The sequence below is a fragment of the Stenotrophomonas sp. C9D9 genome, assembly GCF_056491205.1.
Window position 1 is genome coordinate 1261914 of record NZ_JBSZIF010000004.1, and the last position, 19545, is coordinate 1281458.

The 19545-nt window shown below is 67.9% G+C and carries 24 protein-coding genes; 9 read left to right on the forward strand and 15 right to left on the reverse strand.

Annotated features, from left to right (window positions below; genetic code table 11):
- Positions 1–100: 100 nt before the first annotated feature.
- The 4 genes from ACXI0D_RS11290 (at position 101) to ACXI0D_RS11305 (ending at position 2421) form a co-directional block, all read left to right on the forward strand.
- Entirely contained in the window at positions 101–373 is a 273-nt protein-coding gene (locus ACXI0D_RS11290; RefSeq protein ID WP_010487149.1) for a hypothetical protein, read from the forward strand.
- A gap of 166 nt (positions 374–539) precedes the next feature.
- Positions 540–1226, forward strand: coding sequence for a L,D-transpeptidase family protein (locus ACXI0D_RS11295; protein WP_479642579.1), 687 nt, complete (start codon positions 540–542; stop codon positions 1224–1226).
- Positions 1227–1275: 49 nt separating this feature from the next.
- Positions 1276–1566 carry a hypothetical protein gene (locus ACXI0D_RS11300; protein WP_101764683.1) on the forward strand — a complete coding sequence of 97 codons (291 nt, stop codon included), beginning with the start codon at positions 1276–1278 and terminating at the stop codon, positions 1564–1566.
- Between the two features lie 480 nt (positions 1567–2046).
- A complete protein-coding gene (locus tag ACXI0D_RS11305; RefSeq protein ID WP_042358390.1) occupies positions 2047–2421 on the forward strand; it encodes a hypothetical protein in 375 nt (124 codons plus the stop codon).
- A gap of 13 nt (positions 2422–2434) precedes the next feature.
- Here ACXI0D_RS11305 and ACXI0D_RS11310 read toward each other — a convergent pair whose 3' ends face one another.
- The gene (locus ACXI0D_RS11310; protein WP_119007354.1) at positions 2435–3100 is read right to left on the reverse strand and encodes an Ivy family c-type lysozyme inhibitor; all 666 of its coding nucleotides are present in this window, start codon (positions 3098–3100) and stop codon (positions 2435–2437) included.
- Between the two features lie 136 nt (positions 3101–3236).
- On the opposite strand from ACXI0D_RS11310, the gene ACXI0D_RS11315 reads away from it, so the two are divergent.
- The gene (locus tag ACXI0D_RS11315) at positions 3237–3692 is read left to right on the forward strand and encodes a YybH family protein (RefSeq protein WP_119007404.1); all 456 of its coding nucleotides are present in this window, start codon (positions 3237–3239) and stop codon (positions 3690–3692) included.
- 124 nt (positions 3693–3816) lie between these two features.
- Here the strand turns inward: ACXI0D_RS11315 and ACXI0D_RS11320 are convergent, their stop codons facing one another.
- From ACXI0D_RS11320 to ACXI0D_RS11340, 5 genes are all read right to left on the reverse strand, one after another.
- Positions 3817–4842 (reverse strand): NAD(P)H-dependent glycerol-3-phosphate dehydrogenase, encoded by a 1026-nt coding sequence (locus ACXI0D_RS11320; RefSeq protein WP_005407597.1) that lies wholly within the window; start codon positions 4840–4842, stop codon positions 3817–3819.
- 20 nt (positions 4843–4862) lie between these two features.
- Positions 4863–5381 carry a protein-export chaperone SecB gene (secB, locus tag ACXI0D_RS11325; protein WP_005407596.1) on the reverse strand — a complete coding sequence of 173 codons (519 nt, stop codon included), beginning with the start codon at positions 5379–5381 and terminating at the stop codon, positions 4863–4865.
- A 100-nt stretch (positions 5382–5481) separates the two neighbouring features.
- On the reverse strand, positions 5482–5919 hold the full coding sequence (locus ACXI0D_RS11330; RefSeq protein ID WP_014035527.1) for a rhodanese-like domain-containing protein: 438 nt from the start codon (positions 5917–5919) through the stop codon (positions 5482–5484).
- 57 nt (positions 5920–5976) lie between these two features.
- Positions 5977–6402, reverse strand: a complete 426-nt coding sequence (locus tag ACXI0D_RS11335) for a hypothetical protein (RefSeq protein WP_014035526.1) — start codon at positions 6400–6402, stop codon at positions 5977–5979.
- A gap of 32 nt (positions 6403–6434) precedes the next feature.
- A complete protein-coding gene (locus ACXI0D_RS11340) occupies positions 6435–6902 on the reverse strand; it encodes a YiiD C-terminal domain-containing protein (protein WP_005407593.1) in 468 nt (155 codons plus the stop codon).
- A 35-nt stretch (positions 6903–6937) separates the two neighbouring features.
- Between ACXI0D_RS11340 and ACXI0D_RS11345 the strand changes: the two genes are divergently transcribed.
- The 3 genes from ACXI0D_RS11345 to ACXI0D_RS11355 all read left to right on the forward strand — a co-directional run bounded on the left by ACXI0D_RS11345 (position 6938) and on the right by ACXI0D_RS11355 (position 10131).
- Complete coding sequence (locus ACXI0D_RS11345; protein ID WP_119007355.1) at positions 6938–7747, forward strand: uroporphyrinogen-III synthase; 810 nt, start codon at positions 6938–6940, stop codon at positions 7745–7747.
- A gap of 104 nt (positions 7748–7851) precedes the next feature.
- Complete coding sequence (locus ACXI0D_RS11350; protein ID WP_458220611.1) at positions 7852–8829, forward strand: uroporphyrinogen-III C-methyltransferase; 978 nt, start codon at positions 7852–7854, stop codon at positions 8827–8829.
- Between the two features lie 6 nt (positions 8830–8835).
- On the forward strand, positions 8836–10131 hold the full coding sequence (locus tag ACXI0D_RS11355; RefSeq protein WP_479642580.1) for a heme biosynthesis HemY N-terminal domain-containing protein: 1296 nt from the start codon (positions 8836–8838) through the stop codon (positions 10129–10131).
- Positions 10132–10249: 118 nt separating this feature from the next.
- Here the strand turns inward: ACXI0D_RS11355 and ACXI0D_RS11360 are convergent, their stop codons facing one another.
- Positions 10250–11545, reverse strand: a complete 1296-nt coding sequence (locus ACXI0D_RS11360; protein WP_029550824.1) for an acetyl-CoA C-acetyltransferase — start codon at positions 11543–11545, stop codon at positions 10250–10252.
- Positions 11546–11638: 93 nt separating this feature from the next.
- Between ACXI0D_RS11360 and ACXI0D_RS11365 the strand changes: the two genes are divergently transcribed.
- The gene (locus ACXI0D_RS11365; protein WP_014035521.1) at positions 11639–12526 is read left to right on the forward strand and encodes a hypothetical protein; all 888 of its coding nucleotides are present in this window, start codon (positions 11639–11641) and stop codon (positions 12524–12526) included.
- Positions 12527–12661: 135 nt separating this feature from the next.
- Here the strand turns inward: ACXI0D_RS11365 and ACXI0D_RS11370 are convergent, their stop codons facing one another.
- The 8 genes from ACXI0D_RS11370 to ACXI0D_RS11405 form a co-directional block, all read right to left on the reverse strand.
- Positions 12662–13288, reverse strand: a complete 627-nt coding sequence (locus ACXI0D_RS11370; RefSeq protein ID WP_479642581.1) for a superoxide dismutase family protein — start codon at positions 13286–13288, stop codon at positions 12662–12664.
- Positions 13289–13320: 32 nt separating this feature from the next.
- Positions 13321–13890, reverse strand: coding sequence for a superoxide dismutase family protein (locus ACXI0D_RS11375; protein WP_014035519.1), 570 nt, complete (start codon positions 13888–13890; stop codon positions 13321–13323).
- Positions 13891–13983: 93 nt separating this feature from the next.
- The gene (gene ntrC / locus ACXI0D_RS11380) at positions 13984–15432 is read right to left on the reverse strand and encodes a nitrogen regulation protein NR(I) (RefSeq protein WP_479642582.1); all 1449 of its coding nucleotides are present in this window, start codon (positions 15430–15432) and stop codon (positions 13984–13986) included.
- Positions 15425–16486 (reverse strand): two-component system sensor histidine kinase NtrB, encoded by a 1062-nt coding sequence (locus ACXI0D_RS11385; RefSeq protein WP_479642583.1) that lies wholly within the window; start codon positions 16484–16486, stop codon positions 15425–15427. The genes ntrC and ACXI0D_RS11385 overlap by 8 nt, the downstream gene beginning before the upstream one ends.
- A gap of 81 nt (positions 16487–16567) precedes the next feature.
- Positions 16568–16882, reverse strand: coding sequence for a hypothetical protein (locus ACXI0D_RS11390; protein WP_008268793.1), 315 nt, complete (start codon positions 16880–16882; stop codon positions 16568–16570).
- Positions 16883–16954: 72 nt separating this feature from the next.
- Positions 16955–18121, reverse strand: coding sequence for a murein transglycosylase A (gene mltA / locus ACXI0D_RS11395; protein WP_479642584.1), 1167 nt, complete (start codon positions 18119–18121; stop codon positions 16955–16957).
- 67 nt (positions 18122–18188) lie between these two features.
- Entirely contained in the window at positions 18189–18935 is a 747-nt protein-coding gene (locus tag ACXI0D_RS11400) for an N-acetylmuramoyl-L-alanine amidase (RefSeq protein WP_119007358.1), read from the reverse strand.
- Positions 18936–19193: 258 nt separating this feature from the next.
- Positions 19194–19541 (reverse strand): hypothetical protein, encoded by a 348-nt coding sequence (locus tag ACXI0D_RS11405; RefSeq protein ID WP_479642585.1) that lies wholly within the window; start codon positions 19539–19541, stop codon positions 19194–19196.
- Positions 19542–19545: the final 4 nt, after the last annotated feature.

The following is a 19545-nucleotide window of genomic DNA, read 5'->3' on the forward strand; positions in this document are numbered from 1 at the left end:
ACAGTGCATCCACGTATTCAAATTCCAGCTGAAAGCGCTTGGTAGCAGCGGGAACAAACGCCGCTATATTCCAGCTTCCCCAGACGAAGGAGGGAGTGCAATGAACCTGAACCCGCAACACATGAAGACGGCCCGCGCACTTGCTGTAGCGCTCATCGCTACCGTGAGCCTTGGCGCCTGCGCCTCTTACAAGAACGAGTTTGCAACCATCAACTCGCGTCTCGATCAGCTCGACGTCAAGGTGCAGGGTGCTGCGCAGAGCGCGGAGTCCGCCAACCAGTCGGCACAGCAGGCCAACCAGCGTCTGGACCAGATCGAAGGTCGCGTGCAGCAGCTTGAAAGGGCACCTGCCGGCCGCAAGCCGCGCGGGTAATCGTTCCCTCACCGTTTGAATTGATCCACCTCTGTATCGGGTGTATCGGGACCCAGTGGCCTTCGCCGGCCACTGGCATCCTTCCACCCACGATTGCATTGCAAGGAGCCGTCCCATTCGTACTTCCTCCTCCCCTGCACGCCGCGCCCTCCATGCCGCACTGGCCATGGCACTGGCCGTTGCGTGCAGCGGCGTAGCCAACGCCAGGGACAAGGACGCACCTGCACCACCGGTGGCCGCCGTTGATGAACTTCCGCCCGACCAAGGCGTGTCCGAAACAGTGATCGAGCTGGCTGGCTGGGTCGTCGCAAGCAAGGACAACCAGGGCTATCCGTTCGCGGTCATGGACAAGGCGGCAGCGCAGGTTCTGGTCTTCGGCGGCGACGGCAAGCTGCGCGGTGCAGCACCGGCGCTGTTCGGTTCGGCCATCGGCGATCACTCCGCACCCGGCGTCGCCAAGCTCGCACTCAGCGCGATTCCCGGCCATGACCGCACCACGCCTGCGGGCCGCTTCATTGGTGGTTACGGCCCCTCCGACGATGCCGGGCGCGTGCTGTGGGTGGACTACGATTCCGCCGTGTCGATGCATCCGCTGCCGCCGGGCAGCCCGAAGGAAAAGCGCGCCGAGCGACTGGCGACGCCAACGCCGGACGACAACCGCGTCACCCACGGCTGCATCAACGTCTCGCCTGCGTTCTACGAGCAGATCGTGCAATCCACCTTCGAGAAGGGCGGCGTGTTCTACATCCTGCCGGACAAGGATTCGATCGCGAAGACGTTCCCGGAGTTCGCGCAGAGCCGTGGGGATGCAAAGGACGAAGACGAGAAGGGCGCGCGGCGCGCGAGCAAGTAGATCGCGCTAGTGTGTTGCCTCGGCTCCGCGCCCAGGCTCACGGTGAAACATGTCGCACTACTATGTCCACAATGGCTACTGCGGCTGGGCCTACGGCACGCCAAGCGATCCTCAGCTGATCTCGCCCGAGGATGCTGCCAGGCTGATGCAGACCGCGGGACTCAGCTCCATGCAGGTTTCATCCATCCTGCCACCGGCCGAGTACGCCGAAACTGGAAGCCGCCTCTTTGAAGTGACGGGCGGCAATCGATTCCTGTTCCTGGGAGACCACTCCGACTGCTCGGATGTCGATTCGGGGAAGGTCTCCTCGCCTCTCGTCATCGACTGGACGGCGGTCTGACACTGTCGTTGTTTGACGCCGTTCTCGGCCCTGCTCTGTCGTCATCGGCTTGGTGCGGCACCTGTACGCCACGTCATCAACTTCGACCCATGTCGCATATTCCCCATGCCGCTACGGCCGTTGCGCCGCCTACATCTGCGGCAGCTTAACAGCGTGCCAAAATGCCGAAAGCGTCTTTGTTTCAGCGTGGAATGCAACTGTTCTGATTGGCACTGCGCAGCGACCCGCGTACAGATGGCGGGCCACCGGAAAATGGGTGGCCGGGCCTCGAAAACCCGTTAGATCACGAACGTTGTTTGCGCTTGCCAGCCGGCGTCATCCCGCGTGGCGCCGGCTGGCATTCCGTCTGCCGGCTATGGCGGGCGGAGCGTGGAGGCCTTGCGCCTGCCGGTCTTGTTCGTGATCTCCCGGTTTTCGAGCCACGTCTCCGCCCGCCACCTTTGCGTGGCGGCTACCGTCTGTCCTGCACGGAGCACTGCCATGACCACTCCGGACTTCCCTCGCCTGCATCCGCATCACTCACCCGCCAAACCCGGTGAGCCGTCAGAACGCGCGCCTGCGGCCGATCCGAATGCCTTCATCGCCACGCTTCATCGCATCGGCAAAGGCGCGGCCGCCGACGGCCAGCCCTGGCCGGAGCGTCACCAGATGCCGGGACGCTGCATGGCGCTGGCCGATGCGGACTGCGCACTGGCAAGCCAGCGCGTGACGCTGGAGCTGCTGCTGGCGGCCGAACGCGTGCGCCAGAACGGCACGGAGGCCGAGTACGTGGGCGACCGGGTGATGGAAGGGCTGATCATGGCGTGCCTGGCCATGAACGCACAGGCCAGCGCGCGCATGCGGCCAGACGGGTGATGCCAGCGCCACATCACTCGCAGAGCGCGCTGTCTTCCTTCAAGGCGGCATCCTGCAGTGGCTGGCGCTGTTCGATCTGCTCACGTTGTTCCGCCGTGGGTTCGCCCAGCCACCACACACGGCAGCGCGCGGTAAGACGGCCGACCATCTTCGACTGATCGGGCGAGTACAGCATCGCCAACGCGGTGCCAGGGCAGTCGTGGGCCTGGCAGGCGGTGTAGAACCACCACGGCTCGCCCTGCAGCACCACCAGTTCGCCAGGCCCGCTGGGCCCGCTCAACAGGCGTTCGCGCAGCGACGGGATGTCCTTGTCGGCAGATTCGGCCGCCGCCGTGTTCTTCATCAGGGCGTTGAACGCGGCCAGCACCTTCGGGTCCTTGCGGCCGCAGTCATCCACAGTGTTGCCGCCCACAAGGGTGAAGAAATGGGTCGCCAGCGGGTTGTCTGCGCAGGTGAGTTCGCCGCCGGCAGTCGGGTCTTCCGGTTCGCCTTCGTTGTCCCACACCGAGGGGTCCACACCGTCTTCGATGGACGGTTCCTTTTCGACCACCGTCGCCGTGGCCGCCGGTGCTTCGGTGGTCGGTGCCGGTGCGGCCGGTGCTGCATCGGGTGCCGGTGCCTGCCCGCAGGCGGCCAGCAGTGCGACCGTCAGTGCCATCCCTGTGATTCGAATCTTCATTCCGTGTCCTTGTCTGATCTGCGGTGCTTGCCGCCGCGCGGGCGCCTGCGTGATTCTAACCAGCAGCGCGCTAGGATGCGTTCGCACCTTCCCGTCATCGCCTGGAGGCGGACGCATGCGCCGTGCACGACTCGCCATGATCTTCTGCAGTGCCCTGCTGCTGGCATCGCCGGCCATCGCCCACGATGCTGAAGGCGCGAAGCCTGCACAGCCGCTTCCCGATGCAGCCTTGCCCGCGCCGCTGGATCGCGTGCTGCGCGACTACGAGCAGGCGTGGCGTGCGGGTGACGCCAAGGCGCTGGCCGGGTTGTTCGCCGAGGACGCTTTCATCCTGCAGAGCAACCAGCCCCCCGTGCGCGGGCGCGATGCGATTGAACGCGCGTATGCCGGACAGGGTGGCAGCCCGTTGCGGCTGCGTGCCCTGGCGTACTCGGCGGAGGGGAACGTCGGCTACATCATCGGTGCCTACACCTACGGCAACAACGTAGGGGACACCGGCAAGTTCACGCTGACGCTGAAGCGCGTGGGCGACGGGCCGTGGTTGATCTTCTCGGACATGGACAACAGCAACGCGCCACCGCGGGCGCGGTGATTGCTGCCGCCGGGCGCGAACCAAGGTTGGCAGCTACCAGAAGCGGGTTCGGCAGTAGATCCACGCCATGCGTGGATGGGGCGCGCACAGAAAAAACCCCGGCACGTGGCCGGGGTTTTTCGATTCACTTGAACAGCGTGTCCGGATACTCCGGCTTCTGTTCCCGCGCCAGCAATGCGCGCAGGCCTTCTTCCGGCGTCTGCTCGCCGTGCAGCACGGCACGCACGCGGTCGGAGATCGGCAGGTCGATGCCATGGCGGCGCGCCTGGCGCATCACCTCGTCGGCGGTCTGCACCGACTCGACCACCTGGCCGATTTCGCGCACGGCATCCTGCAGCGTCTGGCCGCGGCCCAGGGCCAGGCCCAGGCGGCGGTTGCGCGACAGGTCGCCGGTGCAGGTCAGCACCAGGTCGCCGAGTCCGGCCAGGCCCATCAGCGTTTCCGGCTTGGCGCCGATCGCCGCGGCCAGGCGCAGCATCTCGTTGAGGCCACGGGTGATCAGGCCGGCACGGGCGTTGAGGCCCAGCTGCATGCCATCGGCCACGCCGGTGGCCACGGCCAGCACGTTCTTCATTGCGCCGCCCAGCTCGGCACCGACCATGTCGTCGCCGGTGTAGGCGCGGAACGCCGGGCCATGCATCGCCTCGGCCACCGTCTGCGCGAACTCGGGCACGTCGCCGTGCACGGTGATCGCGGTCGGCAGGCCCTGGGTCACTTCCTTGGCGAACGACGGCCCGGTGACGACGGCCAGCGGCACGTCCTCACCCAGCACTTCGCGCGCCACTTCATGCAGGAAGCGGCCCGAACCGGGTTCGAAGCCCTTGGTGGCCCAGGCCACGCCGGCACCGGCCGGACGCAGCGGCGCCAGCGCACGCACGGTCTCGCCGAACGCATGCGACGGGGTCACCACCAGGATCCAGGCCGCGCCCTCCACGGCCGACGCCAGGTCGGTGGTGGCACGCAGGCTGTCCGGCAGCGGGATGCCCGGCAGGTAGCGCGGGTTCTCGTGGCGCTGGTCGATGGCCTCGACCACGGCAGCGTCGCGCCCCCACAGCACGGTCGGGTGACCGTGCCGTGCGAGCAGGCTGGCCAGCGCGGTTCCCCAGGAACCGGCGCCCAGCACGGCGATCTTGTCAGCGGTAGTGCTCATCCGTGACGTCGCGGCAGGAATCAGGCGTTGCCAGCCGGCTCGGAGTCAGCCAGCGACGGTGCGTCGCCCTGCTCCTGGCGCTGCCGCAGGGTTTCTGCGTACAGGCCTTCGAAGTTGATCGGCTGCAGGAAGAACGGCGGGAAGCCGCCGGCCTGGATCAGGTCGCTGATCAGCTGGCGCACGTACGGGAACAGGATGTTTGGGCACTGGGTGCCGAGCAGCACGTCGATCGACTGCGGGTCCAGGCCGACCAGGCCGAACACGCCGGCCTGCTTCACTTCGGCCACGTAGGCGGTGCGCTCACCGGCCTGGCAGGTCAGGGTCACGGCGAGCACGACTTCGAAGGCGTTCTCACCCAGGCGCTGCACCTGCTGGTTCAGGTTCAGCTGCAGCTCCGGCTGCACCTGGTCGTTGAAGATGGTCGGGGCGTTCGGCGACTCGAAGGAGACGTCCTTGACGTAGATCTTCTCGACGGTGAAAGCGGGGCCGGTGGCGGCATCGACCGGCGCAGCGGCGCCGTTGGTGATCTCTTCGGACATTTCCAGTAACTCCAGGTGAATGCAATGAAAACGATGGTCGAACTACTGCGATGGGGGCGGGATCAGGCCCATACAAGGCCGGATCCGCCACCTGCGACAATCAGTTGCGGCCCTTGACCAGCGGCAGTTCGGCCTGCTGCCAGGCGGGAATGCCGCCGTCGAGCACGTAGACCTTCTCGAAGCCGGCCTTCTTCAGCGCCTTGGCGGCGGTTTCCGAGGCGTTGCCGCTGCGGCAGACCAGCACCACCGGCGACTGCCTGGCGTTGGCCACCAGCTTGTTTTCCGGGCCGAAGGCACTGGCCTGGGCGTTGCGGCTGCCGGCGATGTGGCCCTTCTCGAAGTCACCGCTGGCCGACAGGTCGACCACCACCGTGCCGCCCGCGTTCATCAGCTGGGTCAGTTCGGCGGGCTTGATGCCCTTGAAGCCCCGGAACAGGCGGCGGATCTCGGTGACGATGATGGCCACGGTCAGGCCGACCAGGGCCGCGGACAGCATCGGGTTTCGGCCTGCAAAGGCCAGCAACTCTTCGTAATTCACTCAGGTCACGGGTCGATTAAGCGGGCGCCGATTGTCGCACAAGCCGGACGCGGCCCGTCACTGCCCCTTCCACAGGTCCGGCAGGCCGGCGGTCTGCCACCAGCGCTTGGCCTCGGGGTCCCAGCGCCAGCGCTCGACCACGACCACGGTGCGCTCGGCCTGGGTGTTCTGGTTGATCACCCCGATTTCGACCCGGCGCTCGACCAGGCCACCGTCCAGCGAGGCGCTGCTGCGCTCGCGGTAGGACGACACGCGCAGCTGCGCGTAACGGTTGAGCTCGAACTCGGTGGGCGGCTTTTCCTTGCGCAGCTTGGGGTCGAGGTAGCCGATGGCATCGTCCATGCTGCCCCAGCGGATGGTCGCCCCGTAGGCGATCTGGGTCTCTTCCAGCAGCTTGCGCTGCTTGCGGCTGAGGTCGTCGGCCGAGGCCACGGCGCTGGCCAGCAGCAGGGAACAGATCAGGAACTGGATCAGGCGGCGCATCAGTGGTTTCCCCGGAACGTCAGCCTGCCATCCTACCCTTTGGCGAAGGCAACGAAGCGACCGCTGAATTCGGCTGCGGGCTTGCCATCGGCACCGGGCTGGGTGGCGATGATGCTGATGCGGGCCTTGCGGCGCTGGCGGAAGGTGTTCAGGAAGGCATCCCAGCCGGTGGCTTCGGCCGCTTCGGCGTGGGCGTGCAGGTCTTCATAGACCGGCGCCAGGTAGCGCAGGTTGCTGTCGGCCACATAGACCTCCGCATCATGGCCGGCCAGGCGCAGGCGCAGGCTGACCAGCGCCCAGCCGGACAGGGTCAGCACCGAGGCCAGGCTGCCGCCGAAGGCGTTGCCCTTGTCGTTGACGTTGGCAGCCAGCGGCGCGGTGATGCGCAGCACGCCGTCGGCATAGCCATCGAGCTGGATCTGCATGGCGCGCACCGCCGGCATGCAGTCCAGCACGTCCTGCAGGGCGGCCAACGAGGAAGTCAGGGCATCAACGGACATCGGAGCAGCGACCACGACAACGAAGGGCCCGCATAATGCAGGCAATGGTCGACCATACGATACCCACTGGCGCCAGCCGTTCCGGCGCGCGCTGGACCCTGATCTCGCTGCGCCCGCAGGGCCAGCATGCGGCGCTGCGCCGCGCCGTTGCTGGGCTGGGCGGGCATGTGCTGGCCCTTTCGCCGTGGCGGTTGCAGCGCCTGCACGGCACGCCCGTGCTGCGCCAGCTGCAACGCGCGCTGAACTGCGATCGGGTGGTGTTCACCAGCCCGGCCGCCGTTGCCGCAGCCGCGTCCCTGCTGCCGCTGGCCGAAGCGCAGCGCAGCCCGTGGCTGACCGTGGGCGAAGGCACTGCGCGCGCATTGCAGGCACACGGCATCACCGAGGTGCACGCGCCGCAGCGGATGGACAGCGAAGGCCTGCTGGCGCTGCCGGTGCTGGCCGACGTACAGGGCCTGCGCATCGGCCTGGTGACCGCGCCCGGCGGGCGTGGCCTGATTGCCGCGCAGCTGCAGGCGGCGGGCGCCACGATCGAACGTGCCGACGTCTACCAGCGTCGCCTGTTGCGCCTGCCGCCCCGTGCGCTGGCTCGATTGGCGCATTCAGCACAGCCGTGGGTGCTGGCCGTGAGCAGTGGCGAGGCGCTGCAGCATTTCTGGCAGCAGCTTCCGCCGGCATTGCAGCAGCGCGTGCAGGTGCACGCGACCGCCGTGGTGGCCAGTGATCGCCTCAGCGAACAGGCCCGGGCACTGGGCCTGCAGCACGTCGTGCGCGCGGCCGGCCCCACCAGCGCACAGCTGGTGGGGGCCGCACACGCCACGCTCACCGTCCCGGCAGCGACCTGAACAGGGACGTGGGTCACGCTTGCCGCTGTCGTCGGCAACAGTGATGCTGTGCACAACGCGGCCTGCCGGCCCCCGACCGGCGACGTTGCCGACAAGGAAGCCCGATGAACGACACTCCGCCCGTTTCCCCGCCCCGTCGACCCGTGCGCTGGCTGCTGCCGCTGGCCGGTGTGGTCGTGCTTGGCGTGGGCGGCTATGCCGGCTGGTACGTCTGGCAACAGCAGCAGAACGAACAGGCAGCGCAGGCACAGACCACCGCCGTGCAGCTGCAGGGCCTGGAGGCCACGCTGGATGCACTTCGCCGTGACCAGCGCGCGAGCAGCCAGCGCCTGCAGGACGCGGCCGCCACCAACCGCGTGCTGCGCGACGAGATGCTGGGCCTTTCCCAGCGCAGCGCATTGCTGGAAGAGAACCTGGCCAAGCTGGCCGACAGCGCCAACCAGGGCCGCCAGGCGGTACAGCGTGATGAGGCCGAACTGTTGCTGACCCAGGCCGCGCAGCGCCTGAACTACGCCGACGATGTGGAAGGCGCACGCCGGTTGTACGCCCAGGCCGCGACTGCACTGGCCGAACTGCCCGACACTGATGGCCTGAACCTGCGCCAGGCGCTGGTTCAGGAGCGCGAGGCACTGGATGCGCTCGGCAGCGGCCCGCGCGTGCAGTCGCTGCAGCGCCTGGATGCTGTGGGCCGGGCGCTGCAGGGCCTGCCCTCGCAGATCACCGGCACGACCGGCAGCAGCACCGCCAAACCCTGGTGGCAGGCAACACTGGCACCGTTCGTGGACATCACCCCGAGCCGCCAGAACGGCCCGCTGACCGCCGCCGAACAGCGCAATGCCGACGACGCGCTGCAGCTGGAACTGACATTGGCACGTGCCGCCATCGAGCGCGGCGACCGCGCGGGCCGCAATACCGCATTGGACCGCGTGGAGCACTGGGCACAGCGGCGCTGGCCGGATTCACCAGCCCTGCGCGCACAACGTGCTGAACTGAAGGCCTTGCGCGAACTTCCGCTGCAGGCCAGCGACGCTGTTCTTGGCAGCACCCTGCAACAACTGCGCACCCAGACCGACCGGAGGTAAGCCCGCATGAAACCCCTGCAATCCCTGGTCGTGCTGTTGCTGGCCGTGGCCATCGGCGTGGTGGCCGCGCAATGGCTCGGCGCCGATGACCTGAACCGCTTCGGCGAAGTGACCCTTCGCTACGGCGGCTACGACTACCACAGCAACCTGCCGAAGGTGGCGCTGCTGACAGTGATCGCGGTGCTGGTGCTGTGGCTGCTGTGGAGCCTGATTGCCGCACCGTTCCGTGCCTGGGGCCGCTACCGCCGCAAGCAGGGCCGGGTGCGCCTGATCGACGGCCTGCAGGCCTATGAGCACGGCCAGTGGCAGCGTGCCGAGAAGCTGCTGGACGGTGCCGCCAAGGACCCGGAAGTGAGCGCGGTGGCGCTGGCCAACGCTGTGCGCAGCGCGCAGGCACGTGCCGATGGCCCGGCTGGTGAGGCGCTGCTGCAGCGCCTGGGCGAGAGCGATGCCACCCTGCAGGCGCTGCTGCGCGCCGAGCAGCTGCTGGCACGCGATTTGCCGGTGGATGCGATCAATGCCTTGGACGTAGCGGCGATCCAGCCGCTTCCGCCGCGTGGCCTGTGGCTGCGTACCGAAGCGCTGGCACAGGCCGGCCGCGCCCACGAGGCGTATGGCCAGCTGGGTGCGCTGCGCCAGAGCAAGGTGCTTCCGGCCGACGCGAACAGCGAGCTGGAAGCGCGCCTGGCCGCACAGGCGCTGCTGGAAGCAGCCGACGTCAATGCGCTGGCCGCGCAATGGGAAGCCACGCCGAAGGCACTGCGACCGACCCCGGACGTGGTGGGCGCCTATGCCAGCCGTGCGGTGGCACTGAACTGGGATGAGCCTGCATTGCTGGCGCTGGAACAGGCGCTGGACCATCGCTGGGACGACGAACTGGTGACGCTGTATGGTCGCCTTCCCGCCGAGCGCCTGGCCACGCGCCAGGCCAACCTTGCGCGCTGGCGCAACGTGCACGACAGCTCGCCCGCACTGCGCCTGGCGCAGGGCCGCGTGGCCCTGGCCCAGCAGCAGTGGGATGCCGCCGACGCGTTCCTGCACGAAGCCATCGCCGCAGGCGCGGGTGCACCGGCGTGGGAAGCGCTGGGCGAACTGTTCGCGCAGCGTGGGGATCATGCGCTGGCCGCGCAGTGCCTGGCCAATGCGCTGCGCCTGCAGCGCGGCGAGGACAGCGTGGAACTGGTGCGCGGCAGCGAAGCGCCGCTGCGTGCCACTGTGGAAGAGCAGCCGGTTACGGTGCAGCCGCCGGTGTATGACGCCAACGAAGAGCGCGACGAATTCGGTAATCCGCGGTTGCCGTAAGCATGGCTGAGGTGTGCCGACCAACGGTCGGCACCCACCGGAGCAAGAAAAAACGCCGCCCATCGGGCGGCGTTTTCGTACCAGCGTTGCCGGCCAGCGGCCGGCACTACCGTGATGCTCAGCGCTCGACGATCGCCACCACGCCCATGCCGCCGGCGGTGCAGATCGACACCAGCGCACGGCCACCGCCGCGCTCGGCCAGCTGCTTGGCGGCAGTGGCGATCACGCGTGCGCCCGTGGCCGCGAACGGGTGGCCGGTAGCCAGCGACGAGCCCAGCAGGTTGATCTTGTCCGGATCGATGCGGCCCATCGGCGCGTCCAGGCCCAGGCGGTTGCGGCAGTAATCCTCGCTCTCCCACGCGCGCAGGGTGCACAGCACCTGCGCGGCGAAGGCTTCGTGGATCTCGTAGATGTCGAAGTCCTGCAGGGTCAGGCCGTTGCGCTTGAGCATCTCCGGCACGGCCACGGTCGGTGCCATCAGCAGGCCTTCGCCATGCACGAAGTCCACCGCAGAGACATGCGCATCGCGCAGATAGGCCTGAGGCTCATGGCCGTGCGCACGCGCCCACTCTTCGCTGGCCAGCAGCACGGCGGCGGCGCCGTCGGTCAGCGGGGTGGAGTTGGCGGCGGTCAGCGTGCCGCGGCCGGAGACCTTGTCGAACGCCGGCTTCAGCGTCGCCAGCTTTTCCAGCGAGGTATCCGGGCGCAGGATGTTGTCACGCTCTACGCCACGGAACGGTGCGATCAGGTCGTTGAAGAAGCCGCGCTCATAGGCTGCGGCCAGCTTCTTGTGCGACGACACCGCCCACTCGTCCTGCGAGTCGCGCGAGATGTTCCACTCCTTGGCCATGTCCTCGCAGTGGTCGCCCATGCTCTTGCCGGTGCGCGGCTCGGCCACGCCCGGGAACTCGGGCTTGAGCTCGGAGAACTTGAAGCCGGCGGTAAGCGCGCGGATCTTGTCGCCGGTGCTCTTGGCACGGTTGGCAGCCAGCAGGCGCGCGCGCAGCTTCTTGCCGTAGACGATCGGCACGTCGGAGGTGGTGTCCGAACCGCCGCCGATGCCCGATTCGATCTGGCCCAGCGCGATCTTGTTGGCGACGGTGATGATGCTGTCCAGCGAGGTGCCACAGGCGCGCTGCAGGGTGATACCCGGGGTCAACGGCGACAGGCCGGAAGACAGCGTGGCTTCGCGGCCCAGGTTCCAGTCGCTGGAGTGCTTGATCACCGCACCCATCGCCACTTCGCCCAGTTGCTGGCCATGCAGGCCGAAACGTTCGACCAGCGCGCCCAGCGTACGGACCGACATGCCGAGGTTGCCGACATCCGAATACGCGGTGTTCTGGCGGCAGAACGGAATGCGGACGCCACCGAGGATGGCGACGGGACGAGCGTTGGGCATGGAGATACCTGGCATGGATGAGGGTGTCTGCAACATGGCCTGCACGACGGAGCAGGCATAATGGAGCCAAGTGTAGCTGCCGCCCTGTGATGGGCCAACCGTGGAACCATGAGCAAACCCGACCCCGCGATGAATGCCCTTGGCGTGCTGGCCCTGGAACTGGCCGGCGGCGAAATCCCCCGCCAGGCGGTGCTCAGCGCTGAACAGGCCGGTGAACTGGCCGAACGCGTCGGCCGTGACCTTTCCAAGCTGGTGCCGCAGGTGGCCGAGCTGGACCTGGTGTTCGCCGCCGCCCATTTCGACCCGGCCGAAGTACTGCGCCCGGGCTGGCCGATCCATCGCCGCCTGGAAGAACTGCAGATGCGTGCCCCGGGCCGCAACCAGGGCCCGCGCCTGCTGGCGTTCGGCACCGATGCCGAGGGTGATGTGCCGCTGCCGTTCCAGGCCGATGCCAGCCTGGTGGGCGGTGGCCTGCGCGTGGTGCCATTCCTGCTGACCGGCAGCGATGTGGCCACCACCAATGCAGTGGCCAATGCGCTGGAAGAGACACTGCTGGCCAACGGCATGGCGCATGCCGACACCGCGTTGATGGCGCAGAACAGCTTCGGTGCCCGCATCGAGCACGCGCGCTATTTCACCGTGAACGACCTGGCCGCGATGATGTCGATGCAGTACGACAACCAGGGCCTGGCAGCGCTGTGGCCGCTGATCGAAACCGCAATCATGGCCCCGGGCGAGGACGAGTGGCTCAACGCCGCGCCCGAGCCGCTGCTGCGCTATACCCACGGCGAAGCACGCATGGCGCTGTTCGATCCGGCCGGCTGGTGCGCCCACTACAACCACGGCAACAACGACTGCGACCGCCTGAAGGGCATCTACGAGCAGTTCCTGATGCGCCAGCGGCAGATGGCCGCGGTGCTGGAAGCACACGGCGTGCCGGTGCTGTTCGTGCATTGCGAGGCCGGGCAGGACGCGCGCGAGCTGTTGGCGCGCTGATCCGGGGGGCCTGTTGGTAGTGCCGGCCGCTGGCCGGCAACCCTCATATCTGCGAATGCCGGCCAGCCGCCGGCACTACCGATCAAGAAAAACGCCGGCAAAAGCCGGCGTTTTCCATTTCCGCCACGGGCGTCCTTACGGGGCCTTCTGGATCACCGCGCAGGCCAGGCGCGCGCCGGCGTTGCCGGTCGGCTGGGTCTTGTAGTCGTCCGCATCGGCGTGGACGATCAGGCCGCGGCCGATGATGTCGAAGTCATCACCCTTGCCGATGTTGACGTTGCTCGACACCGGGCCGTCGATGGTGGCCACGCCCTTGTCGTCGGCCTTGATGTTGGGCATGTCGCCGCCGTGGTGCGGATCGGTGGCGACGTTGCCGTGATCCTGGTGGCCCGGGTTGAAGTGACCGCCGGCGCTCATGCCGTCCGGCGCGCTGCAGTCGCCCTTTTCGTGGATGTGGAAGCCGTGCTCGCTGCCCGGCTTCAGGCCGGTGATCTGGCCGGTCACGTGGACCTTGCCGTCGACCACCTTGAAGGTAACGCTGCCCTTGGCCTCGTTGCCCTGGGTCGGTGCCAGCTCGGCGGTGGCCGAGGCATCGGCCGCCGGGGCGGCAGCGGGTGCCGGGGCTGCGGCCGGTTCGGTGGTGGCGCCCTCGGCCGGGGCGGCCGGCGGGGTTTCAGTCTGCGGAGCGGCCGGCTGCTGGCCGCAGGCCGCCAGGCCCAGCGCGGCGATGGCCGCAAACAGTGAAGTGTGGATCATACGCATTGGAATCTCTCCCTGGATGAAGCCTGCGGTGATCAGCGGACGACCCGGATCACGCCACAGGCGATGCGGACGCCGGCATTGCCGGCGGGCTGGCTGCGATAGTCGTCGGCGTTGGCATGCACGACCAGTGCACGTCCGGCGATATCGGTGGCGGCGCCTCCGCCAAGGGTAACGCCCTTGAGGTGGATATCGACGTTGGCGCGGCCCTGGGCGTCGGCACGCAGGTTGTCCATGTCGCCCAGGTGGTGCTTGCCGGTGCCGGCGCGACCATGCGCGGCGCCACCGGGGTTGAAGTGGTTGCCGGCGCTGCTGGCATCCACCGCGCTGCAGTCGCCACGCTCGTGGATGTGGAAACCGGCCTGCTGCATCGGCTGCAGGCCACCGATCAGCCCGGTGATGTGGATGCCACCAGGCTCCACCATCAGCGCGATGCGGCCACTGACGATGCTGGCCGAGGCCGGCGACAGGTTGGCCTCCGCCTGCTTGGCGGCACTGACCACGGTCGGCGGCGGCGGGGTGGGCTCGGCCTTCTTCGGTGCGCTGCCACAGGCAGACAGCAGCACGGCGGCGGACAACGGCAGGATGGCAAAGGACAGACGCATCGAAGACTCCTTGCAGGTGACACTACGGACGGCATCGTCCATGAACGATCAACGGTTCGGCAAGCGGGCGCGAGGATCGCGTGCAGGGACCGTTCAATGGCCCCCGCGGCGGCGCCCGGCGCCCAGCTTGCGGGTAAGGGTATTGCGGCCGAGTCCCAGGCGGGCAGCGGCTTCGGCGCGGCGGCCATGGGTGATCTGCAGCGCGGCCTCCAGCAGGGCATGGTCGACCCGCTCGCGCACCTGCGCGTGCAGCCCTTCCACGCCTTCGGCCAGCTGACGGCGCGCCCATTCGGCCAGCAGCGCTTCCCACTGGCCCGGATCGGCTGCGCTGGCACTGTTGCGGCGGCCGCGCGCGCGGTTCAGCGCGGTATCGACATCGGCCACGCCGATGGTGTCGGCGGCGGCCAGCGCGGCCATCCGCCAGCACACGTTCTCCAGCTCGCGCACGTTGCCCGGCCAGTCGTGCTCGCGCATCGCCTGCAGGGCCGCAGCGGTGAGGCGCTTCGGCGGCGTGTCCAGCTTGCGTGCGGCGGCGGCCAGGAAGGTGCTGGCCAGTTGCGCGATGTCCTCGCGGCGCTCGCGCAGCGGCGGCAGCTGCAGGCGCACCACGTCCAGGCGGTGCAGCAGATCGGCGCGGAACTTCCCCTGCGCGACCAGGCCTTCCAGATCCTGGTGGGTGGCGGCCACCACGCGCGCGTCGACGCGGATCAGCTCGCGGCCACCGACGCGGAAGAACTCACCCTGCGCCAGCACACGCAGCAGGCGGGTCTGCAGCGGCAACGGCATGTCGCCGATCTCATCCAGGAACAGCGTGCCGCCGTTGGCCTGCTCGAAGCGGCCGATATGGCGGCGTTGCGCACCGGTGAAGGCGCCCGCTTCGTGGCCGAACAGCTCACTTTCCAGCAGTTCGGCCGGAATCGCGGCGGTATTGAGCGCGACGAACGGGCCCTGCGCACGCGGCGATTCGCGATGCAGCGCATTGGCCACCAGTTCCTTGCCGGTGCCGGTCTCGCCGGTGATCAGCACCGCCAGCGGCGCCTGCGCCAGGCGACCGATGGCGCGGAACAGCGCGCGCATCGGCGGCGTATCACCCACCAGTTGCGGCGGCAGGTCGCTATGCGCTTCCGCCGCAGGCGTGGGCGCCGCCAATGCCGGCGCAACTGCCGGCAGCACACGCTGCGCCAGCGCCACGGCATCGTCCAGGTCGAACGGCTTGGACAGGAATTCATGCGCGCCACCGCGGAATGCACCGGCCGTGCTGGAGACATCGGTATAGGCCGACATCACCACCACCGGCAGCTGCGGCAGCGCGGCCTTGAGCTTGTCCAGCAGCACCAGGCCATCGTCGCCGGGCATGCGCACATCGGTGAACAGCAGCGCCGGCGGCGGGCCTTCGCTCAAGGCCTGCAGGGCGGGCGCGGCGCTGTCGAAATCGACAACCTGGTAGCCCGCCTCGCGCAGCGCGGTGCACAGTACGAAGCGCACCGCACGGTCATCGTCGACCACCCAGATGCGCTGCGCGGTGGTGGGGGACTCAGACATCGCGCGGGGCCTCCTCGGCCGGGGCGGCGCCGTTGCCGATCGGCAACAGCAGGGTGAACACGGTATGGCCCGGACGCGAACGGTAGGTCAGCGTGCCGCGATGCTCGCGCGCGACCTGCTGGGCCAGTGCCAGGCCCAGCCCGGTGCCTTCGGCACGGCCACTGACCAGCGGCAGGAACAGGTGTTCCGCCAGTTCCTCGGGCACGCCACGGCCGTCGTCGGCGATTTCCAGGCGCAGCGCCAGCGTGTGCAGCTGCTCGGCGATGCGCACGCCATGCTCCACCCGGGTGCGCAGGGTGATGCTGCCGGCGCCGGCCTGGATCGCGTTGCGCACCAGGTTCCACACCGCCTGGGTGAGGCGGTCGGCATCGCCATGGAATTCGGGAATGCTGGGGTCGTAGTCGCGCTGCAGGCGTACCGCCCAGCCGGCCTCGTTCTCGGCCAGGCGCAGCACACGTTCCAACGCAGCATGGATGTTCAGTTCGGCATGCGGCGCGGCCGGGGCCGGCGACAGCAGCTGGTCGAGCAGGCCGTTGAGGCGCTCGATTTCCGAGCCGATCAACTCGATCAGCTCGCGTTCGCTGGCATCGCGCTGGGCCGCGCGGCGGGCCAGCAGCTGGGCCGCGCCCTTCAGCCCGGCCAACGGGTTGCGCAGCTCGTGGGCCAGTCCCTTCAGCGCCGCGCTGAGCGCGCTGGGCAGGGCCTGGGTCGGGTCCAGCCCGGGGAATTCATCGACCGGATGCGCCTCCAGCAGCCAGCCGCCATCGTCGCGGCGGCTCATCCAGCCCTCGGCGAAGCGCGGTGCCTCGCCGGGCACCGCCAGCGCCAGCCGGTTCAGGCGCAGGCTGTCGCGCTCATCGCGGGCCAGGAAATGGGCCAGCGCCTCGCCCTGCACTTCCAGTGCAGCCAGCGGCCGGCCCAACAGGCGTCGGACACTGACACCCAGCCAGCGGGCAAAGGCCGGATTGCAGCCGGCAATGCAGCCATCGGCCCCGGCCCAGGCCAGCGGCGTGCCCAGGGCATCAAGGGACGGCGGGGGTGCGGCGTCGGACATTGCACCAATGTAGTGCAAAACGCGGGTCCGGGGTCGGATCCCTTTCCGTCAGGAAAGGGCTCTGACCCCAGCCGGGCAGCGTTACACCGGGTAGCCGGTGGCTTCCCGGGCTTTCTTCCAGGCGCTTTCGAATTCGCGCGCGGAGATTTCGTCGTCTTCGTCGAAATCCAGGAACGACACCGGCTGGTCGGCCAGCAGGAAGCGGTCGTCGCTGTGGGCATGCTCGTCGGCCCAGACCATCTTGGTGCCGTAGATTTCCACCTGGCGCACGATCTTCTCGCCGCGTGCTTCCATCAGCACGTTGCCCTTGCCCAGGCCCGATTCGGCCCAGTGCTTGTAGTACTTCTTTGCGGCCGATTTCGCGCCGGATCTTGCGTTGTGCTTTGCGTAGGTCATTGCAGGGGGCCTGGCCGCAGGCGCGGCCGGAAAGTTCGGAATGGCGCCATTATCAGGCATCCGGGGGCCAACCTACTGCGGCAACGCCACGCCCTTCGGCCACAGCATCCAGATGTTGCCCTTCTGCTTCATGTCGCCGGCCAGCTTGCCGGCAGCATCGCCGCTGCCCCAGTACAGGTCCGCGCGCACTTCACCGGCAATGGCGCCGCCGGTGTCCTGCGCAGCCACCGGGCGCACCACCGGGCTGCCGTCCGGGCGCGTGGTGGACAGCCACAACAGGCTGCCCAGCGGCACCACGGTGCGATCCACGGCGACGCTGTAGCCGGCGGTGAGCGGCACGTTCAGTGAACCGCGTGGACCCTCCGGGCTGTCCGGATTGCGCACGAAGAACACGTAGCTGGGGTTGCTGCGCAGCAGCTCCGGCACGCGCGCGGGGTTGGCCCGGGCCCAGGCGCGGATCGCGTCCATGGTGACGTCTTCCTTCTTCAGCTGGCCCTGGTCGACCAGCCAGCGACCGATGGCGCGATACGGGTGGCCATTCTGCTCGGCATAGGCCAGCCGCACCTGCGTGCCGTCAGCAAGGCGTACCCGGCCCGACCCCTGGATCTGCAGCAGCTGCAGGTCCATCGGATCGGTCAGCCAGGCCAGCACCGGGGCCTTGGCGCCCTTGGCCGCGATGGTGCCGGCGTCGTCATAGGGCTTGAGCACCTTGCCTTCAACGCGCCCGCGCAAGCGCTTACCCTTCAGCTCCGGGTAGACGCTGTCCAGCTGCACCACGATCAGATCATCCGGCGTGCCGTAAACCGGTACGGTGGCAGCGGCCGTGCGGGTGAGGCTGCCGGCGTAGATCGGCTCGTAGTAGCCGGTAATCAGCCCATCGGCCTGGTGACCGCCGGCACGCAGCGCATAGACATCGAGGTCGCGCTGCAGGAACTGGCGGATCGCGGCCGGGTCCTTGTCCGATACCGCGGCGGCGGCGGCGCAGGGCTTGGCCCAGACCGCATCGTTCTTCAGGCGGGTGCAGCTGCTGCGCCAGGCAACGAAGCCGGCCTGCAGGTCGCTGTCGGCGACCGGCGGCAGCGCACTCCAAGCGGCCTTGGCATAGGTGGCCGCGGGCGGCGTGACCGGCGTCGGCACTTCGGATCCAGTGCGGGGAGCGGTGGTGGAGCAGCCTGCGAGCACGGCCGCTGCCAGCAGGATGCAGTGCTTGCGCTTGAAGAAGGTGGCGGAATCGATCATGCCGCCATGGTGGCCGGCCGGCCGCTGGGCGGCAACCCAGCGCGGGGTCAAGCGTTCATGCGCGTGGTCACGGCGTCTGCAGCAGCAGCGAGTGCAGGATGCGGGCGTCTTCGGCATCCAGCGTCTTCGGCAGGTCGTCGCGGCCACGGAAACGGCGGTGGAAGGCAGCGACGGTGGCGTCGCGGTTGTCCAGCGGATAGCCGAAACGGGCCAGCGCATTCCACGCGTCGAAGCCTTCCGGCGCAGCACCATCGGCCGCACGCGGCCAGACGCCGAATCCGGCCTCGGCCAGCTGCTGCCACGGGAAGAACCGGCTCGGATCCTGCTTGCGCGTCGGCGCCAGGTCGGCATGGCCGATCACCTGTCGCGGCGAAATGTTCAGGCGCGTGGTGAGATCGCGCAACAGCACGATCAGCGATTCGATCTGCGCCGCACTGAACGGGCTGCGGCCATCGTTGTCGAGCTCGATGCCGATCGAGGCGGAGTTGAGATCGGTGATGGTGCCCCAGCGCCCGGCCCCGGCGTGCCAGGCACGGCGCTCATCGGCGACCAGCTGGTAACGATGGCCATCGGCGCCGATCAGGTAGTGCGCACTGACCGGTCCACCGCTGTTGGCCGTGCGCAACGTATGCAGGCTCTGCTGCACCGACTTCTGTTCGGTGTGGTGGATGACGATGATGACCGGCGTGCGCGCGTTCTGGTTGGGTGACGGCACCCAGGTGGCGAGCGGGTTGTGCTGCACGGGCGCGGTGGCGGTGCAGGCCGCCAGGGCCAGCGCCAACAGTGTGGAAGCCAGGAGGCGGGGGCTGATCATGGGCAGATTGTAACCATGGACCGCAGCCGTGGTTCGGCGCAGCGCGCCGATCGTCCAGACACCCCTTGGCCCTGAAACCGGATATTCGACAGTCAAAATTCGCCTAATGACCTGCACGAGTCCAAAGGAACAATTGCACGCAGAAAAGCCTGCCCGACACCAGCCACAGCCCCACCCCCAATAACAACCAAAATAATCAAAAATCCGTAACTTCAATCAGACCCTAAAGTACCAACTAGCACCCGAAAACAGCTGACATCAAACTATCACTTCAAATACCAATTCATCCCTAAAAAGCGTAAGCCTTGAAACTTCCGCAATGGACGCAAGGTCTCTCCGGGTCGTCCCTTCGCGAACTACTCCCGATATGAGGATCTCATCAAAGTATGAGGCAACACCACCAACCCATCCTCCCACGGCCTCATCAAGCAATCTTTCGAGACCAGGTGAACTCACCTCCACCCTAAGATCAGAAAATTGATGATCACGACTATCTACCAGAAAGCATTCCCTACCACGAACAACCAGAAAAGCCCTCAACGATATAACACTTCCATACAGAGCCGGAAAATCAATACAAGAGAATTTTTCGAAACCATCAGACATTAAA

Excerpts from the sequence above, each read along its gene's own strand:
- ACXI0D_RS11290 (WP_010487149.1), top strand. The coding sequence starts at position 101 with ATGAACCTGAACCCGCAACACATGAAGACGGCCCGCGCACTTGCTGTA.
- ACXI0D_RS11295 (WP_479642579.1), top strand. The coding sequence starts at position 540 with ATGGCACTGGCCGTTGCGTGCAGCGGCGTAGCCAACGCCAGGGACAAG.
- ACXI0D_RS11300 (WP_101764683.1), top strand. The coding sequence starts at position 1,276 with ATGTCGCACTACTATGTCCACAATGGCTACTGCGGCTGGGCCTACGGC.
- ACXI0D_RS11305 (WP_042358390.1), top strand. The coding sequence starts at position 2,047 with ATGACCACTCCGGACTTCCCTCGCCTGCATCCGCATCACTCACCCGCC.
- ACXI0D_RS11310 (WP_119007354.1), bottom strand. The coding sequence starts at position 3,100 with ATGAAGATTCGAATCACAGGGATGGCACTGACGGTCGCACTGCTGGCC.
- ACXI0D_RS11315 (WP_119007404.1), top strand. The coding sequence starts at position 3,237 with ATGATCTTCTGCAGTGCCCTGCTGCTGGCATCGCCGGCCATCGCCCAC.
- ACXI0D_RS11320 (WP_005407597.1), bottom strand. The coding sequence starts at position 4,842 with ATGAGCACTACCGCTGACAAGATCGCCGTGCTGGGCGCCGGTTCCTGG.
- secB (WP_005407596.1), bottom strand. The coding sequence starts at position 5,381 with ATGTCCGAAGAGATCACCAACGGCGCCGCTGCGCCGGTCGATGCCGCC.
- ACXI0D_RS11335 (WP_014035526.1), bottom strand. The coding sequence starts at position 6,402 with ATGCGCCGCCTGATCCAGTTCCTGATCTGTTCCCTGCTGCTGGCCAGC.
- ACXI0D_RS11340 (WP_005407593.1), bottom strand. The coding sequence starts at position 6,902 with ATGTCCGTTGATGCCCTGACTTCCTCGTTGGCCGCCCTGCAGGACGTG.
- ACXI0D_RS11345 (WP_119007355.1), top strand. The coding sequence starts at position 6,938 with ATGCAGGCAATGGTCGACCATACGATACCCACTGGCGCCAGCCGTTCC.
- ACXI0D_RS11350 (WP_458220611.1), top strand. The coding sequence starts at position 7,852 with ATGAACGACACTCCGCCCGTTTCCCCGCCCCGTCGACCCGTGCGCTGG.
- ACXI0D_RS11355 (WP_479642580.1), top strand. The coding sequence starts at position 8,836 with ATGAAACCCCTGCAATCCCTGGTCGTGCTGTTGCTGGCCGTGGCCATC.
- ACXI0D_RS11360 (WP_029550824.1), bottom strand. The coding sequence starts at position 11,545 with ATGCCAGGTATCTCCATGCCCAACGCTCGTCCCGTCGCCATCCTCGGT.
- ACXI0D_RS11365 (WP_014035521.1), top strand. The coding sequence starts at position 11,639 with ATGAGCAAACCCGACCCCGCGATGAATGCCCTTGGCGTGCTGGCCCTG.
- ACXI0D_RS11370 (WP_479642581.1), bottom strand. The coding sequence starts at position 13,288 with ATGCGTATGATCCACACTTCACTGTTTGCGGCCATCGCCGCGCTGGGC.
- ACXI0D_RS11375 (WP_014035519.1), bottom strand. The coding sequence starts at position 13,890 with ATGCGTCTGTCCTTTGCCATCCTGCCGTTGTCCGCCGCCGTGCTGCTG.
- ntrC (WP_479642582.1), bottom strand. The coding sequence starts at position 15,432 with ATGTCTGAGTCCCCCACCACCGCGCAGCGCATCTGGGTGGTCGACGAT.
- ACXI0D_RS11385 (WP_479642583.1), bottom strand. The coding sequence starts at position 16,486 with ATGTCCGACGCCGCACCCCCGCCGTCCCTTGATGCCCTGGGCACGCCG.
- ACXI0D_RS11390 (WP_008268793.1), bottom strand. The coding sequence starts at position 16,882 with ATGACCTACGCAAAGCACAACGCAAGATCCGGCGCGAAATCGGCCGCA.
- mltA (WP_479642584.1), bottom strand. The coding sequence starts at position 18,121 with ATGATCGATTCCGCCACCTTCTTCAAGCGCAAGCACTGCATCCTGCTG.
- ACXI0D_RS11400 (WP_119007358.1), bottom strand. The coding sequence starts at position 18,935 with ATGATCAGCCCCCGCCTCCTGGCTTCCACACTGTTGGCGCTGGCCCTG.
- ACXI0D_RS11405 (WP_479642585.1), bottom strand. The coding sequence starts at position 19,541 with ATGTCTGATGGTTTCGAAAAATTCTCTTGTATTGATTTTCCGGCTCTG.